Source organism: Micromonospora sp. SH-82 (assembly GCF_051132485.1).
GTDB lineage: Bacteria > Actinomycetota > Actinomycetes > Mycobacteriales > Micromonosporaceae > Micromonospora.
Map to the genome: position 1 here is coordinate 5,168,748 of NZ_CP148049.1, position 20,881 is coordinate 5,189,628.

18 protein-coding genes are annotated in these 20,881 nt (G+C 67.6%); 11 read left to right on the top strand and 7 right to left on the bottom strand.

From position 1 onward, the window contains the following. Positions 1–371 precede the first annotated feature (371 nt). From WHN02_RS22655 to WHN02_RS22675, 5 genes are all read right to left on the bottom strand, one after another. Positions 372–1,313, bottom strand: a complete 942-nt coding sequence (locus WHN02_RS22655) for a lysostaphin resistance A-like protein (protein WP_434740722.1) — start codon at positions 1,311–1,313, stop codon at positions 372–374. A gap of 219 nt (positions 1,314–1,532) precedes the next feature. Further along, positions 1,533–2,195, bottom strand: a complete 663-nt coding sequence (locus WHN02_RS22660; RefSeq protein ID WP_434740723.1) for a GNAT family N-acetyltransferase — start codon at positions 2,193–2,195, stop codon at positions 1,533–1,535. Positions 2,196–2,205: 10 nt separating this feature from the next. Next, a complete protein-coding gene (locus WHN02_RS22665) occupies positions 2,206–3,717 on the bottom strand; it encodes an APC family permease (protein WP_434740724.1) in 1,512 nt (503 codons plus the stop codon). A gap of 116 nt (positions 3,718–3,833) precedes the next feature. Then, positions 3,834–4,493 carry a GOLPH3/VPS74 family protein gene (locus WHN02_RS22670; RefSeq protein ID WP_434740725.1) on the bottom strand — a complete coding sequence of 220 codons (660 nt, stop codon included), beginning with the start codon at positions 4,491–4,493 and terminating at the stop codon, positions 3,834–3,836. A gap of 283 nt (positions 4,494–4,776) precedes the next feature. After that, on the bottom strand, positions 4,777–5,730 hold the full coding sequence (locus WHN02_RS22675) for an endonuclease/exonuclease/phosphatase family protein (protein ID WP_434740726.1): 954 nt from the start codon (positions 5,728–5,730) through the stop codon (positions 4,777–4,779). 530 nt (positions 5,731–6,260) lie between these two features. Here WHN02_RS22675 and WHN02_RS22680 point away from each other — a divergent pair. From WHN02_RS22680 to WHN02_RS22690, 3 genes are read left to right on the top strand one after another with little or no spacing between them, the layout of a single operon-like run. After that, the gene (locus tag WHN02_RS22680; protein WP_434744029.1) at positions 6,261–7,124 is read left to right on the top strand and encodes a helix-turn-helix domain-containing protein; all 864 of its coding nucleotides are present in this window, start codon (positions 6,261–6,263) and stop codon (positions 7,122–7,124) included. Then, complete coding sequence (locus WHN02_RS22685) at positions 7,121–7,342, top strand: DUF397 domain-containing protein (RefSeq protein ID WP_434740727.1); 222 nt, start codon at positions 7,121–7,123, stop codon at positions 7,340–7,342. The genes WHN02_RS22680 and WHN02_RS22685 overlap by 4 nt, the downstream gene beginning before the upstream one ends. Positions 7,343–7,394: 52 nt before the next feature. Beyond that, positions 7,395–8,768, top strand: a complete 1,374-nt coding sequence (locus WHN02_RS22690; RefSeq protein ID WP_434740728.1) for an XRE family transcriptional regulator — start codon at positions 7,395–7,397, stop codon at positions 8,766–8,768. On the opposite strand, the gene WHN02_RS22695 is transcribed toward WHN02_RS22690, so the two are convergent. After that, positions 8,754–9,431, bottom strand: coding sequence for an HAD family hydrolase (locus WHN02_RS22695; protein ID WP_434740729.1), 678 nt, complete (start codon positions 9,429–9,431; stop codon positions 8,754–8,756). The genes WHN02_RS22690 and WHN02_RS22695 overlap by 15 nt on opposite strands. Positions 9,432–9,979: 548 nt before the next feature. Here WHN02_RS22695 and fxlM point away from each other — a divergent pair. The 6 genes from fxlM to WHN02_RS22725 all read left to right on the top strand — a co-directional run bounded on the left by fxlM (position 9,980) and on the right by WHN02_RS22725 (position 17,828). Further along, on the top strand, positions 9,980–11,182 hold the full coding sequence (gene fxlM / locus WHN02_RS22700) for a methyltransferase, FxLD system (RefSeq protein WP_434740730.1): 1,203 nt from the start codon (positions 9,980–9,982) through the stop codon (positions 11,180–11,182). Between the two features lie 61 nt (positions 11,183–11,243). Further along, on the top strand, positions 11,244–11,435 hold the full coding sequence (locus WHN02_RS22705; protein WP_434740731.1) for an FxLD family lanthipeptide: 192 nt from the start codon (positions 11,244–11,246) through the stop codon (positions 11,433–11,435). Between the two features lie 70 nt (positions 11,436–11,505). Next, positions 11,506–14,559: a lantibiotic dehydratase gene (locus tag WHN02_RS22710; protein ID WP_434740732.1), complete on the top strand. Its 3,054-nt coding sequence runs from the start codon at positions 11,506–11,508 to the stop codon at positions 14,557–14,559. Continuing rightward, on the top strand, positions 14,559–15,785 hold the full coding sequence (locus tag WHN02_RS22715; protein WP_434740733.1) for a lanthionine synthetase C family protein: 1,227 nt from the start codon (positions 14,559–14,561) through the stop codon (positions 15,783–15,785). Before WHN02_RS22710 ends, WHN02_RS22715 begins: the two co-directional genes overlap by 1 nt. 28 nt (positions 15,786–15,813) lie before the next feature. After that, complete coding sequence (locus tag WHN02_RS22720; RefSeq protein WP_434740734.1) at positions 15,814–16,698, top strand: thiopeptide-type bacteriocin biosynthesis protein; 885 nt, start codon at positions 15,814–15,816, stop codon at positions 16,696–16,698. Further along, positions 16,698–17,828: a hypothetical protein gene (locus WHN02_RS22725; protein ID WP_434740735.1), complete on the top strand. Its 1,131-nt coding sequence runs from the start codon at positions 16,698–16,700 to the stop codon at positions 17,826–17,828. The genes WHN02_RS22720 and WHN02_RS22725 overlap by 1 nt, the downstream gene beginning before the upstream one ends. A 52-nt stretch (positions 17,829–17,880) precedes the next feature. Here the strand turns inward: WHN02_RS22725 and WHN02_RS22730 are convergent, their stop codons facing one another. Beyond that, positions 17,881–18,021, bottom strand: coding sequence for a hypothetical protein (locus WHN02_RS22730; protein WP_434740736.1), 141 nt, complete (start codon positions 18,019–18,021; stop codon positions 17,881–17,883). A 607-nt stretch (positions 18,022–18,628) separates the two neighbouring features. Between WHN02_RS22730 and WHN02_RS22735 the strand changes: the two genes are divergently transcribed. Together WHN02_RS22735 and WHN02_RS22740 are read left to right on the top strand one after the other, a co-directional pair. Beyond that, on the top strand, positions 18,629–19,108 hold the full coding sequence (locus WHN02_RS22735) for a hypothetical protein (protein ID WP_434740737.1): 480 nt from the start codon (positions 18,629–18,631) through the stop codon (positions 19,106–19,108). A 608-nt stretch (positions 19,109–19,716) separates the two neighbouring features. Continuing rightward, positions 19,717–20,856, top strand: coding sequence for a DUF932 domain-containing protein (locus tag WHN02_RS22740; protein ID WP_434740738.1), 1,140 nt, complete (start codon positions 19,717–19,719; stop codon positions 20,854–20,856). Positions 20,857–20,881 lie beyond the last annotated feature (25 nt).

Sequence of the window (20,881 nt, forward strand, 5' to 3'; positions counted from 1 at the left end):
TGCCGACGGCAGCGGTGCCGTGCGCTGCGGAGCAGGTGTCCCCTGATAGCGGGATGCTGCCTCGACCTCGCCGAACGGCCTTTCGATTACGTTCACATCGGGCCTCACTCTCACACCGACAGTGACGGCCACGGGCTTCCCCGCAGAACGGACCGAGCCGTCGACTCTGGGAACGTAGTCGGTGCTCATCGGACGACGATGGACGCCATCAGGAGGATGAGGGCCAGGGCGATCAGCCATCGGGTGAGGTGGAGGCGGAACAGGATGTCCGGTTCGCTGCGGCAGACGGGTGCGCGGGATGGGCGCGGGCTCGGGTACCTGGTCTCGCTGCCGGCGGTCGGTTTGCACGGTCGTGGTGTGGGGTGGGCTGGTCAACGCGGCTTCCGGGGGGTGAGTAGGGCGGCGATGGGACGGGTAGCGGCGAGGCCGTGGATGGTGGCGGCGTAGATGAGGACGGTGGTTGCCTGGGTGGCGGCGGCTTGCCAGGTGGTATCTGCGGTGTTCGCTGTGGGGTCGGCGAGGTGGGGGAACGCGGCGGATGCCAGGAAGGGGGGCAGGTTGACGGTCAGGTGGATGGCGATGGCGGCTTCGAGGCCGCCGGTGCGGATGGTGATCCACCCGAGGGTCGAGCCGATCGTGATCAGGGCGAGGGTGCCCCATGGGGTGCCCGTGCCGTGGAGGGCGGTGAAGACCGCTGCCTGAACGGCGATGGCTGACCAGGGTGTGCCGAGGAGTCGGCCGACGGCTTGGAGGAGTACGCCGCGGCTGATGTATTCCTCGGCGGCGGCTTGGGCCACCACGAAGACGAGCATGGTGGTGACGGTGGTGAGGAACGGTGCGAGGCCCGCCCACTGTGGCGGCGTACTGGCAGTGGTGCGGGGTTCGGTGTCGGTGAGAGTGATGAGTAGGAGTCCTGTGACGGTGCCGGTGACCACGATCGGTGCAGCGGTGAGGAGGCAGATCGTCAGCCAGCGCCGCCGTATGCGGCCCGCCACGCTGCTGAGTGTTCCGGTGGGGCGTTGTTCGATCAGTCGTACGGCGAGGAGGGTGATCGGGAGCGCGGCGGCGACGCCGATGATGCTCCAGGCCATGGGGGTGAACGGGCCGAGTACGGGAAGTGGTGGGAGCAGGTGGGCTGCGGCTTGTGAGGCGAGGATGGTGAGCTGCACTGCGGCGAGTGCCGTCAGTGCGGCCAGGAACGTCCGCTGGTTGGTCGAGGATGCCGACAGCCGGTGGTAGGGAAGGTCGCCCGTTGACCGCGCTGTGGTGTTCGGGTCGGGGTTGGGTGCGGTGATCGACGCAGGGGTGGACAAGAGGTGCCTCTTTCCGGGGTTCGGGTTTCGTGTGACGGCAGGCAGGGGTCAGCCGGGCTTCGTGAGCGCTGGGTTGGAGGCGGCGCGAGCGGGTCAGCGGGGTGGGGCCGCCTCAGCCCGGGAACGACCCGACGGGTGCGTACGAACCGTCGGCGTCTCGACCGGGATACCGGCCTGGGCGGTGGCGTCCGCGTTGTGGCTGCGGTGGTCGACCGTGACTTACGTCGGTAGACCGTCGGTGAGTGAGCAGTCGAGGGGCGTGGCTGTGTTCAGGAAGCCGGTGGGGAGGACGTTTTTGCCGGGTCGCCACATGCGCCAGATGGTGGGGCCGTCGGTGATGTGGATGGGGGTTCCGGTTCGGTAGCCGAGCCGGTGGTAGAGGGCACGGTTGCGGAGGTTGGTGGCTTCCAGGTAGGCGGGAAGGCCCTTGGTGTCGAGGCGTCGGTGGTAGCCGTCGAGGAGCGCTGCGCCGATGCCCCGGCGTTGGCGGTCGGGGTGGACGGCGAGGTAGGCGAGGTGGTGGTGCGGTTCAACCGGGTGGCTGGTGTCGAGAAGGGCGTCGAGGAGGGCGAATACCGGCGCATAGGCTCCGGTGGCCTCGCCCAGCGCCGCCAGGTGGTCGGGGTCGGGTGGTGGTGGCGGTTGGGGGCGGGGGTACCAGATCGCGACGCCGGTGCGGTCCCTGGTCGTGTCGACGTGCCCGTGCGTCAGTGCGTGGCGTAGGACGGCGGTGAAGTAGGCGCGGTAGATGATGGCGCGTTCGACCGGGTCGGGGATGAGCCAGTCGGCGACCGGACCGGCGTGGAACGCGGCGGCGAGGACGGGGATGAGGGTGTCGGTGTCGTCGGGTGTCGCCCGGCGCACGGTCACGGTGTCGGTCATGGTGGGGTCCTCACACGTGCTGGTGGTGGGTGGAGGCGGTGGTCCGTGTGCCGGCGGTGACACTGTCGGCGCCGAGCCCGATCGCGGCGTACACGTCGGGGCGGGTGCGGCGCAGGACGTGGGCCCAGGCCGTACCGATGGCGGCGGCGACGGCGTAGGTGGCGGGGAACATCCACCGCAGTGGTGAGGTGGGGTCGACGCCGAGGAGGGTGGCGAACTCGGTGAGGGTGGCGGTGAGGATCGCGGCCAGGGCGACGGCGGCCAGGAGCGGTGCGAGGCGGGTGCGCCAGGTTCCTTCGATCTGTCGGATGGCCGGGGTTTGGCGGTGGAAGAACCCGGCCACGGCGAGGGAGGTGGCGGTCATGAGGATGAGGACGCCGAGGCCGCCGGTGACGGTGATCCAGAAGAACAGGTGCACGACCGGATCCGCCCCAGTGGCCGCGTAGACGGCCAGGACCAGCACGGCGAGGGCGCTCTGGACCAGGGAGCCGGTCTTCGGTGCGCCGGTGCGGCGGCTGGTACGTCCCAGAACGGCGGGCAGAACCTGCTCTCGGCCGAGGGCGAACAGGTACCGGGCGACGGTGTGGTGGAAGGACAGGAGTGCGGCGAAGAGGCTGGTGATGAACAGCAGCCGGGCCAGGGTGATGAGGGTGTCGGGGAGGTGGGGGGCGGTGAGGGTGAAGATCAGTTCGGTGCCGTCGGTGCGGGCGGCGTCGACGATGCGGTGCGGGCCGGTGGCCACGGACATCGCCCACGCCGACCCGGCGTAGAGCAGACCGGTCAGCCCGACGGCGATGAACGTCGCGCGGGCGATGGTGCGTCTCGGGTCCCGGGTCTCCTCGGAGAACACGGTGGTGCCTTCGAAGCCGACGAAGCCGGTGATCGCGGTGACCAGGGCGGCGCCGATGCCGGCGCTGACCACCAGGCCGGGGTGCAGGGTGTCGAGGGTGACCCCGGGCGGGGCGGGGTGGGTGATCATCACCGCGTCGAAGACCACGACCACGGCGCACTCGGCGATGAGGACGGCGGCGAGGATCCGGCCGTTGAGGTCGATGCGCAGCAGGCCGAGGACCGCGACGGCCGCCCACGCGGCGAGGGCGCACACCCACCACGCGACACCAGCCCCGTAGCGGCTGTTGAGGTAGTCGGCGGTGACGGCGCCGAAGCCGCCGTACAGGCCGATCTGCATCGCGTTGTACGCGACCAGGGCGACGGCTGCGGCAGCGACGCCGGCAGGACGGCCGAGGCCGTGGCGGATGTAGGTGTAGAACGCCCCGGCGTTCACGACGTGGCGAGACATGGCCACATAGCCGACCGCGAACAGCCCGAGAACGGCGGCGACGACCAGATACGCCACCGGAATACCGGTCACCCCGGTGACCGCGTACCCGGTAGTCGCCCCACCGGCCACCACGGTCAACGGAGCGGCCGCGGCGACCACAAAGAACACCACGTGCGCGGTACCGAGACGGCCCCGCGCCAGAGCAGCCGAGACGGTTCCTGATGATGCCGAACGAGTCATGACAATGCCACTTCCACAAGAAGGAGAAGGAGGGGACGGCCCGGCCACGAGGTCGGCCGTTGGGGTGGTGAAGGCCGTTAAAGGTGGTGCGGACCGGTCAGGTGATCTGGCCCAGGTCAGGTGGTGCGGTGGGACAGGACCGCGTTGCCGACCACGGCGTCGAGGTCGGCGAGCAGGTCCCGCACCGGCGGCGCCACGCCGGTGGCGGCCGCGCGGAGCCGGTCGTACGCGGCCGGGCCTGCGCCGTCGAGGAGTGTGCTGCTCATCTGGGTGTGCACGACCAACCCGGCAAGCGGACGGTCCGCCCCGCTCAGAGGACGGCCCTGGCGGAGGTGCTGCGACAGACGGGCGAACGGCCACGCCGCCTGGTTGATGTCGGTCGGCCGGTGGACCGTGTGGGTACGCCACCATCGGCGGTGCACCTGCGTGGTCAACATCCCGGCATACCGCATCCGCTCGGCCACCCGCTCGTAGGCGGTGTCGGCCAGGTAGTACAACCACTCCCGAACGCTGTACCCGGGCTCGGCGGACAGCCGCTCCAGCACCGTGTGCAGCAGGGCGTCCTGGGGTGCCGTCGTGTCGCGCACCCGCACCCGACCACCGGCGACCGTGATCCGATCGATCGAGTGCAACTCGATCAGCAACGCCGCGGCCAGGCCATGGGACAGGGCGGATCCGAACAGGCGGGGCCGCCCGTAGTCGGTGTGAGCGATGAAGAAGAAGTCGTCCGCCAACCGCGACACCGCCGCCGTACCGACCACGGTTTGCGGTGACATCAACGTGGAGCACAGGTGCCGGGGCTCGTGTCGCTCACCAACGGCCGGGTGGTGTGTCACCGTGCCGGTCCTCTCTCACTCGGAACACACGGGTAGGGGATTCGTAGTTCGTCCAGGAGGAGCCGCCCGCCCGGATGAAGGGCCAACTCCTGCACCGCCCACCGCCACTGCTCACAGACCTGGTCACGGCATCCGGGGCAGGATCGGTCGTGACCGTGCGCCCGCAGGGTCCGGCGGGCGGCATCGAACCGATCCAGCCGGTGAGCGCTCTCGTCGACCCTGCTCACCGGCCCGCAACCGCACCCTGGGCCATCGGCAACGCCCGCAGGTCGACCTCCGCCACCACCGGCAGGTGATCACTCGCCGCCCTCGACACCTCGTTGTCGACCACCGCGACACCCCGCACCGCCTGCAACACCGTCCTGGTCGCGTGGATCATGTCGATCCGCCGACGGATCCCCCGCACGCTGTACGGACACGACGGCCAATGACCCGTCGTCGCCACCCACGGAGCGCGAACAGCAGCCGCGACGTCGTGCAGACCACCCGCCTCCCACACCTCTGCCGGACGCCGATCCGCCCGATGACTCGTCCCCGGATGCGTGACCTCCCGACACTGATGCACCAGATCCGGCCACCACGGCTGACCCGTATACGGATCCCGGTCGTAAGACTCCCCGCCCACGCGAGCGGCACCGACGGAGTTGAAGTCGGAGCCGACCAACACCGCCGCGTTCGGCCCGGTCACCGCAGCCAACGCGACCTCGGCCTGATCGATCCGCCGATGCCGACCGAACGCCGGCGCGTGATACGACGCAAACATCAACGGACGACCCCCCATCTGGAAAGCCACACGAACCAACGACCCGTACCCCACACCCCGCCACCCACCGTGGTGATGCACCGCCGGACTGAACGCCCGAAACGACGCCGGCAAGGGAATGAGACCGTCGCGCCACAGCAACGCCACATGCACCGTGTTGTCGCCCACCGCCACCGCGTGCACGTCCCGACCATCGACCTGCCGCACCACACTGGTCAGACCGGTCCGCTCCCCCAACTCGGCCACCAAACGATCAACCCGACCCGGCGCACACTTCACCTCCTGCACCGCAATCACATCCGGGTCGATCGCCCTGATCGTCTCGACAACACGCCGCTGCCGGTCGGCCTCCTGAACACTGTTCGCGCTCAACGTCAGGTCGAGCATGTTGTACGTTGCGAAACGCAATCGCATAAGCACCTCCCAGCAGCTTTGCCATTTGATTAATCGACGGCTACCAGGGCCTGGATCGGCCCTGTCTTCGCCACCCCGGTTGGAGACCCCAGCCGACCTGGCCGGCTCGTTATTTAAAGCTCCGATAGCCAGAGGAGGCACCTGAAACCGATGAAATCCACCCCACAAGTCGGTCGATGTAACAATTACGCGAGGACCCCCTGCCGGGAATGCCGACTTCCGGTCCGACTGCAAACCCCGACCGACTGACAGGTTCTCGGGGGACCGATCTCATGTCGGATCTGTCGTCCTTACTAGAGGTCCGACCCGACCTTGACCTGCTGATATGCCGTTCCAGCAGTCGGCTCGCCTCGGGCAGGATCCGGGTGCGAGAGCTACACTCGCTGCCCGTATGTGCTCACGCTCAATCCCTTGCTGGGTGTGAGATGTCTGGCTTACCGAATTTGAGTACGCGGTCAACTGGCAGGAGCAGACTCTTGCTGGCGACGCCATATCGTGGGAGGTTGAGAGTGGCCGTCCCCAGTCCTTACGTGCGCCGCCACTGGCTGGCTCGGGAGATTCGTGTTCTCCGCCGTGAGTACGAACGATCGAGTGCCGATCTCGCGCGCGGTGTCGGATTTCCTCGGAGGCACATCAGCATGCTGGAAAACGCCCAGCGTGGCCCTGATATCGACCTTGTCGTAGCTATTTGTGATCACCTGCAGGTTGGTTCACGCCGCAGGGAGGAGATCATTTCCGCAGCCGTCGATGGATGGACCGTCGGATGGTGGGATACCGACGCAGCAGCAATGGGCCATCGGCAGGCACGCTACGCAGATCTCGAAAGTGGCACCGCGGCAATAAGCGAATACGCCTTGGCACTGGTGCCCGGGCTTTTGCAGATACCCGAGTTCGTGGCGGCGCGCACACGCAGCGATCCTGCCCGCCTGCCCTCCGACTTGGACCCCGCTGCGGTAGTTGCTGCCCGTGCCCGCCGCCAAGAGCTCCTGTTGGCATCGGATGGCCCACGATACGAGGTCATCCTCGACGAACTCGCCGTGCGTCGCCGCGCTGCCGAGCCAGCGATTATGGCAGCACAACTGCGCCATATCGTTACTGTAGGCGAGTCACATCCAGCTGTGACGGTGCGAGTGCTTCCTATCGACGCCACGATCAAGAGCCAAAGCGCCCCTCGGTCGGCCTATTCGATCTACCGGTACTCCGACAAATACCCAACAATCGCAGTAGCTGTCGACACCCTTACCACCGATCTAATACTCGTCGAGCGACGAGAAACTGAGCCGTACCGCGAGTTGCACAGCCGGCTCAAATCCGCCGCCTTACCACCCGGACCCAGCATCGAATTACTCACCGATGCGGCGCAATTTCTCGATCCCGTTCAAGGAAAGACATGACAGAGCACGGAAAAGTCAGTTGGAAAAAGTCCACTCGGAGCGACGCCGAAGGCAACTGCATCGAGGTCGGAGCCGCTCAGGGAAATGCCGTACTCGGCGTACGCGACACGAAAGACTCTTGCGGCAAGGTCCTGTGGTTCAGCCCGGCGGCTTGGACTATATTCATTAGAGCATGTCGCTCTAGCGGGTTCCACTCGACCCCACCAGATTTCCCTTGATCCAGCTACCTAACGGCAGCTGGCCATCGGAACGGATCTCGAAGGAGGGCTGATGCCGCGTCATCCAGAGACCGAGGCGAATCAGCAACCGAATGAGCTGCTCATCATTGCCCGCGGTCGCCTCCGGTCCCCCTACCACTCCGGGCGTTCGATGTCCCGCAGTGAGATGGCCGACGCTGTCAATGCCGAACTCGATAATCTTTATCCCGACCGCAACCTCGGCAGCTACTACGTTGACTCCCGCTGGATCGGGAAGCTCGAGCGTGGCGAGCATCGGTGGGCGAGTAATGAGCGGCGGGCAGCGTTGAGGCGAGTCACCGGCGTTTCCGCGGATCATGAGCTTGGGTTGCAGAAGCCCCGACCGTCGGATCGCGGCACGACCGCCCAGATCATCAGAAGTCAGACTTCATCCCTCCGCAACCCGACGATCTCATCAACGAGGCGGCAGCCACTTCCACCACCAACTCCGATTGAAAGCAGCTTCGAAGATATCGGGAGCGGCGACTGGAGCAGTTTTTCACGTATCACAAACATGTTGGCCCAGCAACGGCAGGCAGTAGCACCCGATGCACTATTAAGCATAGTCGAGGCCCACCGAGACAGCCTTTCTACCCTATTTCGAAAGGCTGCCTCGAATCCCTTGCGCGCCGACATCGGCGCCATGCTCGGCGAGGCTTCGATCGTCGCTAGCCGCCTCTGGAGCGCCCAGGGCAATCACACTATGGCTTTAGCTCATTGCGCCTACGCTCGAAACCTCGGCGATAGTCTGGGAGACGCAAAACTGGGCGCCACCGCCCGAATCTTCGAGAGCAACCTACATTCAGGAGCGGCTACGCTGATCCAATTCGACGGAGACGTCATGATCGGCCTCCGGCTGCTCCACGAGGCCGAGGCGGCGTCGAGCCACCTCGGATTCGCAGCACAGGCCCGGGTCGCTGCCGAACAGGCCCAGGCATATGCCTCTCTCCGCATGGCGAAAGAGGCTCAATTGGCACTAGAGAAGGCGAGGACGGCAGCGGCCGGAATCACGGCAGAAGACCGCGCAGGCCTTTACAGTGACTGGAATTCGTCACGCTTGCAGGTGTATGAAGGCACTTGTCACATTCTTCTCGATGCGCCGACAACCGCCATCCGAGTTCTCGAAGGCACTTTGGTCGAGCTGGCAAACGATCGCAGCAATGTGAACGTCGCGCTCGCAGCACGCGTGGATCTTTCGAGAGCCTATGCACTTGCGGGCCGGCTCGAAGAATCCTGCGCGGTGCTTGGTGATTCTTACCCACAGTTAATGTCAGCAGGGAATCTTCGTGGCATTTCCCGGGCTCTACGCGTGAGGCAAGATTTGTCACGATGGGAGTCCGAACGTCCGGTACGAGAGCTAGACGCAAAGATGAAGGCGGTCTCCCCCAGCCCATCACTCTCTCACTAGGGAGCTTATCGCTGCAACCAGAAGCTCCGGCTGAAGGCTCTCGATAATGGCATCCGGCTCATGTACAGAAAGTTCCCCTCTGGTGGTCCGGTGCGTAACCACTACCACCCAAAAGCCGGCATGTCTCGCACAGGCGATATCATTGGGAGCATCGCCAATCACTACCGTTTTACCCGGAATGAGGGGCCTGCCATACTTCATCGCGAAGCGCCGCGCCACAACCTCCGGCAATTTGAGGCGATCACGTTCATCGGAACCGAATCCGCCTATGCTGAGATCCAGGTCGGCTGCCAGACCAAGCGTCTGCAACTTGACCTCCGCTGCACGACGAAGGTTTCCGGTCAGAACAGTCTGAACGAAACCCTGCTTCTTCAGTCTGGTGATACTGTTTAGTGCGCCTTCGTAGGGCGGCTGAGCTTGTGCAAGTTCGTGGCGGCCCTCAAGAAGAGCCTCGACCAGCACACGACGGAATCGCGGGATGCTCAGCTCAGCCTCCGCAGCGGGAACGCCGGAGGCTATCGCCGAATCGATTGCTATCGTCTCGTCCGTGTAGCCATGGACCTTCTTATCGGGGAATATGACGTCCGCTTCGCCGAGCCCATGGGTCCGTGCGATTGCGCGGCGTAGCCAACGAAGGTCAGCCGGGATCAGCGTGCCATCCACGTCCCAAATTACAAGGCAGTCTTCTTTGGGGTGCACCGCGCCATCGTCCCACACGCGGTCCGCATCGATCGAGTAGTGCGAGACCCGGCTACCGGAAGCAAGCTCACCAGGTCGACTTGAGGGGAACCGGGCACCAGCTTCGAGCGTCCGCCAAAGGGGGGCAGCTCGGCACGGGAACCCAAGACCTCCTGAAGCGTGAGGGGGTCCGCTGGCTGCTCGGCCACCACAACCTGCAGGCCAGGTTTCCACAGCTCAGTAGGTGGGCTCGGAGCAGAGGCGGTCCCGGAGCGTCTCTGCTCCGAGCCTGCCCTGTTCCCACTGTCCCTCCACAACATCCGTTCGGAGGGGCACAGGTCGGTGTCGAGGTCGGACCGTGGGTCGGCATTCCCACCCGAACTCACCTTGAGTGATCGTATACAGGGCATCCGGTAGCTGACCGGCGACAGGCTCCAGTCCCTTGGTGGCCTTCCTCGCCATCTGGCCAAGAAGGCCACCACCCCGTACCAACCGATAGCAACACCAACCCATACAGGCAGGGCGTATAACCCATGACCACCATGAACGAGACGGACACCTCGGACCCCGCAGCACTGCGCGCGGCGATGGTCTCCGAGTTGCTCGAGGACCCGATCACGTCGGAGGCCGTTGCCGCTGCCTTCTCGGTCGTGCCCCGCCATCTCTTCGCCCCCGGCGAGGCGTTGGAGGTGGTGTACGACTCGAACACTCCCCTGGTGACGAAGACCGACCCCGACGGCACAGCACTGAGCTCGGTCTCCGCGGCGCACATCCAGGCCGTGATGCTCGAGCAGGCGCAGATCGAACCGGGCATGCGGGTGCTGGAGATCGGCTCCGGCGGGTACAACGCCGCCTTGATCGCGGAGCTGGTCGGCCCCACCGGCTCGGTGACGTCGGTGGACATCGACCCCGAGATCGTCGCCCGGGCACACACCTGCCTCCAGACGGCCGGCTACGAGCAGGTCCGGGCGGTGCGGGCCGACGCGGAACACGGCGTGCCGGAGTGTGCCCCCTACGACCGGATCATCGTCACGGTGGGGGCCTGGGACATCCCGCCGGCGTGGATCGATCAGCTGACCGGGCGGGGCCGGATCGTCGTGCCGCTGCGGTTCGCCGGCCTGTCCCGCTGCATCGCCTTCGACCGGTCCGGACCGGGACTGGTCAGCCACAGCTACCGGCTCGGCGGCTTCGTGCCCATGCAGGGCGCCGGTACGTACAGCGAGTCGTTGGTGCCGATCACCGCCGAGGCGACCCTGCGGCTCGACGGCCCGCATCCGGAGTTCGACATTCCCGCCCTGCGCGAGGCCATGTACTCCCCCAGCATCGAGCGCTGGTCCGGGGCGGCCTTCGATTTGCCCGACGAGCTGGAGCTGTTCGTCGTTACCAGCGCTCCGTCGGTGCCGTTCCTGCACGCCGGTCAGCGCCTCGTCGACCAGGGGGTCTTCACCCCGGCGGTGACCTACGGTACCGCCGTCCTGGTCGAGGGCGGCAGCTTCGCCTACCGCACCAAACGCGAGAACGAGAAAACCGACGGCTGGGAGAGCGGGGTGTACGCCTACGGGCCGCGCGCCGAGGCGGTCGCCGACCGGTACCTCACCCTGCTGCGCCGCTGGGCGGCCGACCATCGTCGGCGCGACGCCGCGCGCATCGAGTACCTACCCACCAGCACCGGCGCACCACCGAACGGGTGGTACGCCCGCAAGCGACACGGGGTCGTCGCGGTCACCTGGCCCTGACAGTTCGTCCGGCACCCCGAACCGAGGTGCCGGAAAGTTCACCACCCTCGAAGGAGGCGTCATGGCAACCATGACCCAGCAAAGGACAACCCCGCCGACCAGCGACGGGAACCTCAGCGAGTTCGACCCTGCGGATTGGGAGCTGGACGTCACGTTCGTCGAGTCCGGTGCCGGCGTCGACAAGCTCATCTACATGACCAACGACGGGTGCGGCAAGACCTGCCAGTCCGCCTGCACCTCCTGCCCGAAGTAGGCCGGGATCCGGATCGCCTGACCGTGCGGACCGCCGCACGGTCAGGCGATCCACACTCAGTGGAGGGCACATGTACCGGCATCTGGACGCTCTGGTGGTGCGCGCAGCGGTGTGCCCCCCGGACGCCGTCCCCTACCAGTGGCCAGATCTGACCGGGGAGGGCGCCGGTGCCGCCTCGTGGCGGCCGTGGTTGCAGGAGGTTCTAGCCGGGCGGGCGTTCTCCGCCACCCTGGAGCAGGCCAGCCCGGAACTCGCCGAACGTGCCCGCGCCATTTGCGGTGGCTCGCAGGTGGGTGAGCGTGCGGCTCGTCGGGTGGTGCTGTCGGTCATGCGGTACCTGCTGAGAGCCACCGGGCGGGCCACCCCGTACGGCCTCTTCGCCGGGGTGGCACCCATCCGGCTGGCACCGACCGCTGCGGTCCGGATCGGTGACGGCCATCGGCCGGTGGCGCGCACCCGGGCCCAGTGGCTGGCCGAGCTGGTCGACACGCTGGAGGCAGATCCGGCGCTGCTGCCGCGCCTGATGGTTCGCGCCAACAATCTGTTGACCTACCGGGACGGCCAGGTCGTGCTGGAGGACCGCCCCTGCCGCAGTCTCGGTGCGCCGCCCACCCACCTTCACGTGCGCGCCAGCGGACCCGTCCGTGCCGCCCTGGCTGCGGCGAGGGACCCCATCCGGCTGGGCGACCTGGCCCGCCAGCTCGCCATGGACCACGAGGCCGCCCGGGGCAGAGTCTTCACGTTGCTCGCGGAGATGGTGTCGCAGCAACTCCTCCTGACCTCGCTTCGACCAGGAACCATGTGCACTGATCCGCTGTCTGCCCTAGCCGACGGTGTCGCACAGGCCCTGACCGGCACCGACGACCAGGAAACACTCGCCCCGGCGCGCCGGCTGCTTCGGAAGCTGGACACCCTCAGGGAGCAGGCCGTACGGCACGACGCTGCTCCGGCTATCGCGAGCGGTACCCGACGCGCCCGGCTCGCTGCGACGATGAATGCCCTGCACCCCACAGACGGTCCGCCAGTCGCGGTGGACCTCCGCCTGGATCTGGAGCTACGGCTACCCGCTGCTGTGGCCCTGGAGGCTGCGACAGCAGCGGCAGCTCTCCTGCGTCTCGCCCCGGCGCCCCGCACTGGCTGGGCGGCATGGCACAGCCGGTTCCTGGAACGCTACGGACCCGGCGCGCTGGTCCCGGTCCGGGACGCGGTCAACCCCGACGTCGGCCTGGGCTTTCCCGCCGGTTACCGAGGCATCGCACCCGCTCCGCCTGCGACCCTGACCGATCGAGACCGGAAGCTGCTGGCGCTGGCCCAGGACGCTACGTTGCGGCGCAAGTACGAAGTCGTCCTCGACGACGCGATGATCTCCGAGCTCGCCGCCGAAGAACCCGTCGCGGCGATCCAACCCAGTAGCGAACTGACCCTGACCGTGCACGCCCGCATTCCCGAGGAGATCGACCAGGGGACGTTCCGGCTCCAGGTCGTCGGGGTGTCCCGCAACGCAGGCACCACCACCGGCCGATTCCTCGACCTACTCGACCCGCCAGACCGGGACCGGATCACCGGACAGTACGCGGCCCTGCCGACCACGACTCGCGGCGCCCTGCTCGCCCAGGTGGCGGCGGCGACCGTCTACACGGCCACCGAGGATCTGGCGCGTGCTCCCCAGGTACTGCCGCACGTCATCACCCTCGGCAAGTACCACGACGACGCGACCAACCGGATACCCCTCGACGACATCGCCGTCACCGCGGACGCGAACCGGGTGTACCTGACGTCGATCTCCCGGCGTCGCCCGGTGGAGCCGATCGTCCTCAACGCCGTCGAGCAGGTGCACTACACCCTGCCCATCGTGCGCTTCCTCGCCGAGGCCCCGACCGCCTTCGCCGCCCAGTGCGGCGCCTTCGACTGGGGCGCCGCCAGCGCCCTGCCCTTCCTGCCCGCACTGCACTACCAGCGGACGATCCTGTCGCCTGCGCGTTGGCTACTGGCCGCGACCGCTCTGCCCAGCGTCGTCGCGAGCTGGCAGGAGTGGACCCGCGCCCTGGCCGGTTGGCGCGACTCCGTCGGTTGCCCAGCCCGGATACACCTCGGTGGCAGCGACCAGCGCATCGGCCTGGACCTGGCCGAACCGGCTCACCAGGCGTTGCTCCGCGACCACCTGCACCGCTCCCCCACCGCCGTGCTGCGCGCCGCACCGCCGCCGGAGGCCGCTGGCTGGTTCAACGGATACCCACACGAGATCGTCGTCCCCCTCGTCGCGACCACCGCGCCAGCGCCACCACCCCGGTGGTCCGCCTCCCCGACGATCGTCGACATCCGCACGCACGGGAACCTCCCCGGCCGCGCCGACGGCCTCTACCTCAAGCTGTACGGGCACCCCGACCGGCAGACCCGGATCCTCACCCGGCACCTACCGAACCTGCTTCAGCAGCTCGACCCCGGCACGGGCTGCTGGTTCCTGCGCTACAGCGACCCCGATCCCCACCTGCGGATCCGCTTCACCGGCGCTACGAACAGCGCCCGAATCAGCGAGTGGGTGGAGGGCCTGCGCCGGGCCAGCCTGACCAGCAGGGCTCAGATCGACACCGACTACCCGGAGACGGGCCGCCTCGGCGGCCCCTCCGCTGCCACAGCGGTCGAGGAGGTCTTCGCCGCCGACTCGGCGACCACCCTCGCGCTGCTCGCCGCCCTCGAACGGGACCGTGCCTCCGACATCTATGCGGTGACCGCCGCGAGCATGCTGAACATCGCTACGGCCTTCATCGGCGCACCGGAGGAGGCCCGACGCTGGCTGATCGACCACACCCGCCCACACCGATCCGCCCCACCCCGCGTGGTCTACCAGCAGGCCATACAGCTCGCCGACCCAAATCAGTCGGGTCTGGCCACCCTCACCGACGACCGCCTGCTCGACACCTGGGACCGACGCCACCGTGCCCTGCACACCTACCGGGAGACGCTGGAGGGCCTCACGGTCGCCCCGGAGAGCGTGCTGCCCGACCTGCTGCACCTGCACCACGCCCGCGTCATCGGGCCCGACCTGGAGAGCGAGCGCCGCTGCCTGCACCTGGCCCGCGCCGCCGCACTGAGCTGGAACGCCCGCACCGGAGGCCCCCAGTGATGCCCGCGCATCCAGCGGCGCTGACAGCAGCCACCGCCGTCGCAGAGGCCCTGTCCGACCCACGGATCCTCAACCAGGAGGGCTTGAACGGACGGGCTCGACCACAGTCTCTCGCCGGCGGCGCGGTCGGCATCGCCCTGCTCCACATCGAGCGCGCCCGGTCCGGCCACGGAACCGACACCACGGCCCACGCCTGGCTGAAAATCGCCGCCACTCAACCCGTCAGTACCGGTGCGAACGCCAACCTGTTCCACGGCGCACCGGCCCTCGGCTTCGCCCTGCACACTGCGGGGCAGACCCGGTACCAGCGGGCCCTGGCCGCGATCGACCGCCCGACGGGCGCGCTCACCCGCGCCCGCCTGGCCGCCGCCCACGCCCGCCTCGACCGGGGCGATCCACTCCTGATGCGCGAGTTCGACCTGATCCACGGACTCACCGGACTCGGCGTCCACCACCTACGACGCCACCCCACCCACCCGATCACGCGAGACGTGCTCGCCTACCTGGTCCGACTAACCCTTCCCCTCCCTAAGGGGCCCAGCTCTGGCGACACCCCGCCGTGGTGGATGCCCACGGGGCTCTCCGGCGAACCCGACCCCGCTTTCCCGCAGGGCCACGGCAACCTGGGCGTCGCCCACGGCATCAGCGCGGTGATCGCGCTGCTTGCTCTCGCCCTCCGTCAGGGCACGGCCAATCCCCCGGTACGCGAGGCACTTGAACGCCTCTGCGCCTGGACCGACAAGTGGCGTCAGGACGAGCGCTCGGGTTCCTGGTGGCCCGGCTACCTCACCGTCGACCACGCCCAGGGTCGGATGGCAGTACCGCGGCCCCGACCTTCCTGGTGCTACGGCATCGCCGGCACCGCCCGGGCCCAGCAGCTCGCTGGTATCGCCCTTGGTGACGTCGCCCGCCAGGCGGCAGCGGAGCACGCGATGATCTCGGCGCTCCGGAATCCCGATCAACGGGTCCTCCTACCCGAGATCGGTCTCTGCCACGGGAAAGCCGGCCTGCTGCAAGCCGCCTTCCGCATGGCTCACGACGCCCGCGACCCTGCGCTCGCCGCCGAGCTGCCCGGCCTGGCAGCGCAGCTCGCCACCCAGGTCGACGAGCCGCTCAACGACACCGAACTCATGGACGGGGCCGCCGGGGCCGCCCTCGCACTCCATGCCGCCGGTACTGGGACCCTGCCCGCATCCGCCTGGGACGCCGTGCTCCTGCTGGCCTGAACTCGCACTCTCTCTGGAAGGACCTCCGATGACGAACTCGCCGTGGCGCCAGATCACCATCGAACTCTCCGAGGCGGCCCAGGGCGAAGAGGTCGCCGTCAGCCACCTCGGCCCCCTCTTCACCCAAGCCGAGGCGCACAAGCACATCACCGCCTGGTTCTTCATCCGCAAGTCCCCGCAGTGGCGACTGCGCTACCTCCCCGCCCCGGAGACGACAGGCGCACGGGAACACCTGCTCGAAAGCCTCCGCTGCATCCCGGAGATCACTCGGGTCGTGGAGGTCGTCTACGAGCCCGAAACCCACGCCTTCGGCGGCACCCAATCGATGACGGTGGCGCACCGACTGTTCCACGCCGACAGCCGACACGTGCTGGACTACCTCGCCGCCACCACCCCGCAACCCGCGACACGACGACGGCGGGAACTGGCGATCCTGCTGGCCGGCACCCTTCTGCGCGCAGCTGGCCTCGACTGGTACGAGCAGGGCGATGTGTGGAGCAGGATCGCCCGACACAGGCCGCCGGTCGACGGTCCCGGCCCGATCCCCAGCTCCGCTCTACGATCTTCGCTACACCACCTACTGAGCACCGACATGATGCGCCTGCCCGACCCGAGCGGCCTTCCCGGCGGCACCTGCGAGTGGGGTGCCTCCTTCGCCTCGGCCGGTCGGGATCTGGCATACCTCGCCGCGGTCGGCGACCTGCGCCGAGGTCTCCGTGCCATCCTGACGCATCACGTCATCTTCGCCATGAATCGTCTGGGCCTCTCGGCCGTCACCCAGGCGGTCCTCGCCACCAACGCCACCGCCGTGATCTTCGGTCCCGACCTCGCCGCACCATCGCCAGCAGCCGATCGTCACCCACAACAACCCCCCGGACCTACCCTCACCAGCGGTCGGGAAGGCGGCATCTGATGGACGCCACCGGAATGCAGGCTCGACGGTTCCCGCTCGTCCCCCGGCCTCGGCCTGCCTGCATACCCCTCCCTCAGCGCGTCGCAGACCTCGAACACCGGGCCGCCACCGCCATCCGCCACCACGACACCGCCGCAGCCGCATCGGTGTTCAACCTGGCCGCCCTCCTCGCATCAGACTGCGGCCTACCCGACCTCGCCCGCCAGTGGTCCGTACGATTCGCCCGCACCACGCTCGCGCGACCAGCACAGGACTTCCGAAGCGCCAGTCACAGCCTCGAACCCGTCATCAACCTCGCCCGCCTCCGTGCCCGTGCCGGGGACGGTGACCAGGCATGGCAGATCCTGGAGGATCTCTACAAAGCCATCAGTACCCGCACCGACACCGTTGTCGACGGCGTCGACATCCCTGGCTCGCGCCTCACCGCAGAATCCACGCAACACCGAGAACTCCGCCAGTGGCTCTGGGCGGTCCTGCTCTCCTCAGGATCCCGCGCCCTCGCTGCCAGCGGCCGTTGGGACGACGCCCGCCACCGGGTCGACCAGCATCACGGCATCGGCAACCGCATGCTCGACGGCCGCCAGATCGCCGTCATCGCGCACGCCACCGCCGGCCGACACGACCGAGCCCTGGAACTGGTACAGCACACCGAACCCGGCGAACCCTGGGAGCAGGCGATCACCGCCTGCCTGGCCCTGACTTGCCAGCAGACCTCCACCCCCATCGAACGCGAAAACGCCCTGCTCGCCTACCAGGGACTTGATCGCGCGGTGTCCGGCCTCGCCGTCTTCCACACCCGCCTCGGGCTCACCCTGGTCGAAACCCTCGGTGGTACGCACCACCCTGCGACCCACTACGTTCTCGGCGGACTCGCCAGGTCGGCGATCGACGACGGTTACGCTGCTCGCGACCTTCTCAGCGACCCTCGATGCCGCAGCGCAATCAGCGAACCCCAGGTGGACGAACTCAGCGAACTCGTCAACGCATGCGGGCTGGACAGAGGGTTCATGCCCAATCCTCTGCTGATGAGGCTCGAGGAGACGCTCGATGCCACCGAGCGGATCGTGGCAGGAGAGACGCCTCCCACTAGGGATAGGCTCATCCATTCTTACGGCCTTCTCCGCGCCTGATTATCAGAGGCTGCCACCCTCGCTGCTCACCAGACACGTTCCTGTGTCCCTGTCACCGTGCCCCGGCCGCCTCGCCGTCGAGCAGCACGGTGTCCGCTGGCACCAGGGGCACCGAGGCGATGACCAACATCGCCAAGCACAGCGGGGCGACCGCCGCCCGGATCACGGGGCGGCACCACGCCGACGTGCTCACCCCTGCAGATCACCGACAACGGGCTCGGTGGTGCCGACCAGGCCAGCGGCACCGGCATGACCGGTCTCGCCGACCGGACCGGCGTCCTGGACGGCCGAATGCGGGCATCCAATCCGCCAAGCATCCCTACTCCGGTTCACGTGGAGATCCGCGCCCCTTCGTATACCGGATCACGCGATGGCCGTCTCCTACACCACCAGCGCGGACGTGACCCAGGGGCGCGGCAAAGGTGCGGGACCAGCAGGATCGGACGAGATCGGCTGGCCTTTCGGGTTGCCATCTGCTGCCGAGCGAGAGAACGTGCTCCTCTCGGCCCCACGTAGGCAGGGGTGATCCCCTTCGGTGCAAGCGCTCCGGTCGCCACGGACTGCCCCAGCGCAGGCAAGGGAAACTCCTGATCACGGCCCCACCGCTTGGACAGCCTGCACTGGCACGGTCTCCTGCTAGCATCGGCGCCACGTCGACCACGCTTCGGGCCACCGCTCGGAGCTGCGGTTGGGGTTGTTGGTAGATGGCGGCCGGAGGGTTGCCGCTTCGTACGCCTTCGGGCTGACGATGTTCCTCCGGCCGCTGCAACGGCGAGCCACCGGCACAGCCAGGGACGGTCGTGGAGATCCGCAACATCGATGGTCGACCCCACACCGACATCGCCGGTGCGGCAGAGTTGACCGGCCGATCCGAGCAGACGGTACGGCTCAGGACGTCACCGAAACAACGCGCCCAGGGATCGGGCTGGCCCGCCTCGATCAAGCTGGACAAGAAGGCGTGGTTTCCCGTCGACGAACTCGAACACGTCCGAGACGTCCTCCTGCCACAGGTCGCGGAGCCTCTCCGCGCCCGAGTCCACCGCGTCGACCTCGACGGCGACCCCGAGGAACTGATTCCCGCTACTGCTTTCCGTGACCTACTGTCCATAACCCAGGGCGGCTGGGACAAGTACGTCGGCATCAGCAGGACAGCCTGGCGCGACAACAGAGACGGCTATCTACCCCGCCCAGACCGCGAAGAGCCCGCCCCGACGCAAGGCGTCAACCGATACTGGAAGCGCCGACGCGTACAGGAATGGATCAACTCGCGGAACCGGTAACCGGAAGGCGCCCGTCGGCGACCCCGCCCTTCGGCCTGTCTCTGATGGTGATGAATTTTCCCACCGCCGTCGCGGTACAGACCGTTGCTCCCGCAGACACCGGGCGGGCCGGACCACCACCGCCGAGCGTCCTGTCCGCGCCCGGCCCACCCTGCCACCTCCGTGGGCAGTCACCCTCGTGCCTCAGGGCCGGCACAGGCCGAGAATCCTTGCCGGAGCGGCCTCCGGCCGCACCGACCTTCCTCTTTTCGGCCGCCGGCTACGCCGGAAATTGTAGGTCCCGGTAGCCGGCAGTCAAATCCGGCACACGCTCAGAAAACATCATGCAAACCCCGCATGATCTTTTCTTCGAAACCCGTGCACCATATTTGACTGCCACCTCCCGGTCCCGGGCGAGCGAACTCGCCCCCGGCGGCCGAAAAAGAGTCAGCCGAAGAATGCGTAGGCTGCACCTCCACACCGAGTTGCGCCTAGTCAGCACCTCACCCGACCTCGGTTCACCAAGCACCACTTGAATCACAGGGCGAGTCCATGTACTATTAAATAGATGAGGGAGGGACGGCAACCTCTCCCCCGTCGCCAACAACCGACCACCGGAAGGCTCAGACGTGAACAACGCGCTCGACACCATCCCACTCACCGCCCGCCGGGCCTCACTGAGCGAACTCAACGAAGTCCTCCACCGGCAGCAGGCCCACAAGCTCGACATCGTCGCCGGAACCGCCATGCTCCGAGCCGAGGCCGGGCACCTGCGGATCACCGGCGCAGAGCCCAGCATCAGCGCATCCGGCGTCACCTCCGCCGACGGCCTCTACCGGCCCACCGACATGGGCGACGCCGGACTCGGCGAGAAGCTGGGCGTTCCGACCGCCTACCTGCGCAAGACCCGCACCCAGGCACTGCACCTCTACGACGCCAACATCAACGGCTGGCTCGAGCTCGCTCAGGGCAAGCGCTACCTCGCTCGTTGCCTGTCCGACGGCGCGGGCGGCGGCATCCTCCGCGCCTTCCTCAGCGACGGGTACAAGATCATCGACAACCTGGACGTGTTGATGGCAGTCCTGTCCGGCATCCGCGAGTCGGGCATGCAGGTGAAGGTGGAGTGCGACCTCAGCGAGCGTCGCATGGTCGTCCGCGTGCACTCCGAGGCCATCAAGACCCTCGCACCGGACCTTCTCAAGAACTACCGCAGCCCGTTCACTGGAGCCACCGGCGCGGACAATCCCACCGTCTTCGCCGGTTTCGACTTCACCAACAGCGAGACCGGTGGCGGCGCGTTCACCGTCACCCCCCGCATCGTCGTCCAGATCTGCGACAACGGGCTGAAGCTCACCAAGGATGTCCTGCGCGCCGTACACCTCGGGGCCAGGATGGACGAGGGCACCGTCCGGTGGAGCAACGACACCCACCAGGCGAACCTGACGCTGATCGCCCGGCAGGCCCGCGACGCCGTACGCCGCTTCCTCGACGTCCGCTACGTGGAGCGCAAGATCACCGAGATCGAGGAGAAGTCCGGCCGCAGGATCGCCGACCCCGACCACACCATCCGGCTTGTGAGCCAACGACTGCGTTTCACCGAGGACCAGCAGCGACTGATCCTCAATCACTTCATCGACGGCGGTGACCGCACCTCCGGCGGGATCATGCACGCCGTCACCAGCGCGGCCCGGACCCTCACCGACCCTGACGCCGCCTTCGACATGGAAGGCGTCGGAGTCCGGGCAATGGAGATCGCCGCCACGCTCTGACCCGCATCCGGGTGCCGTCGGCCCA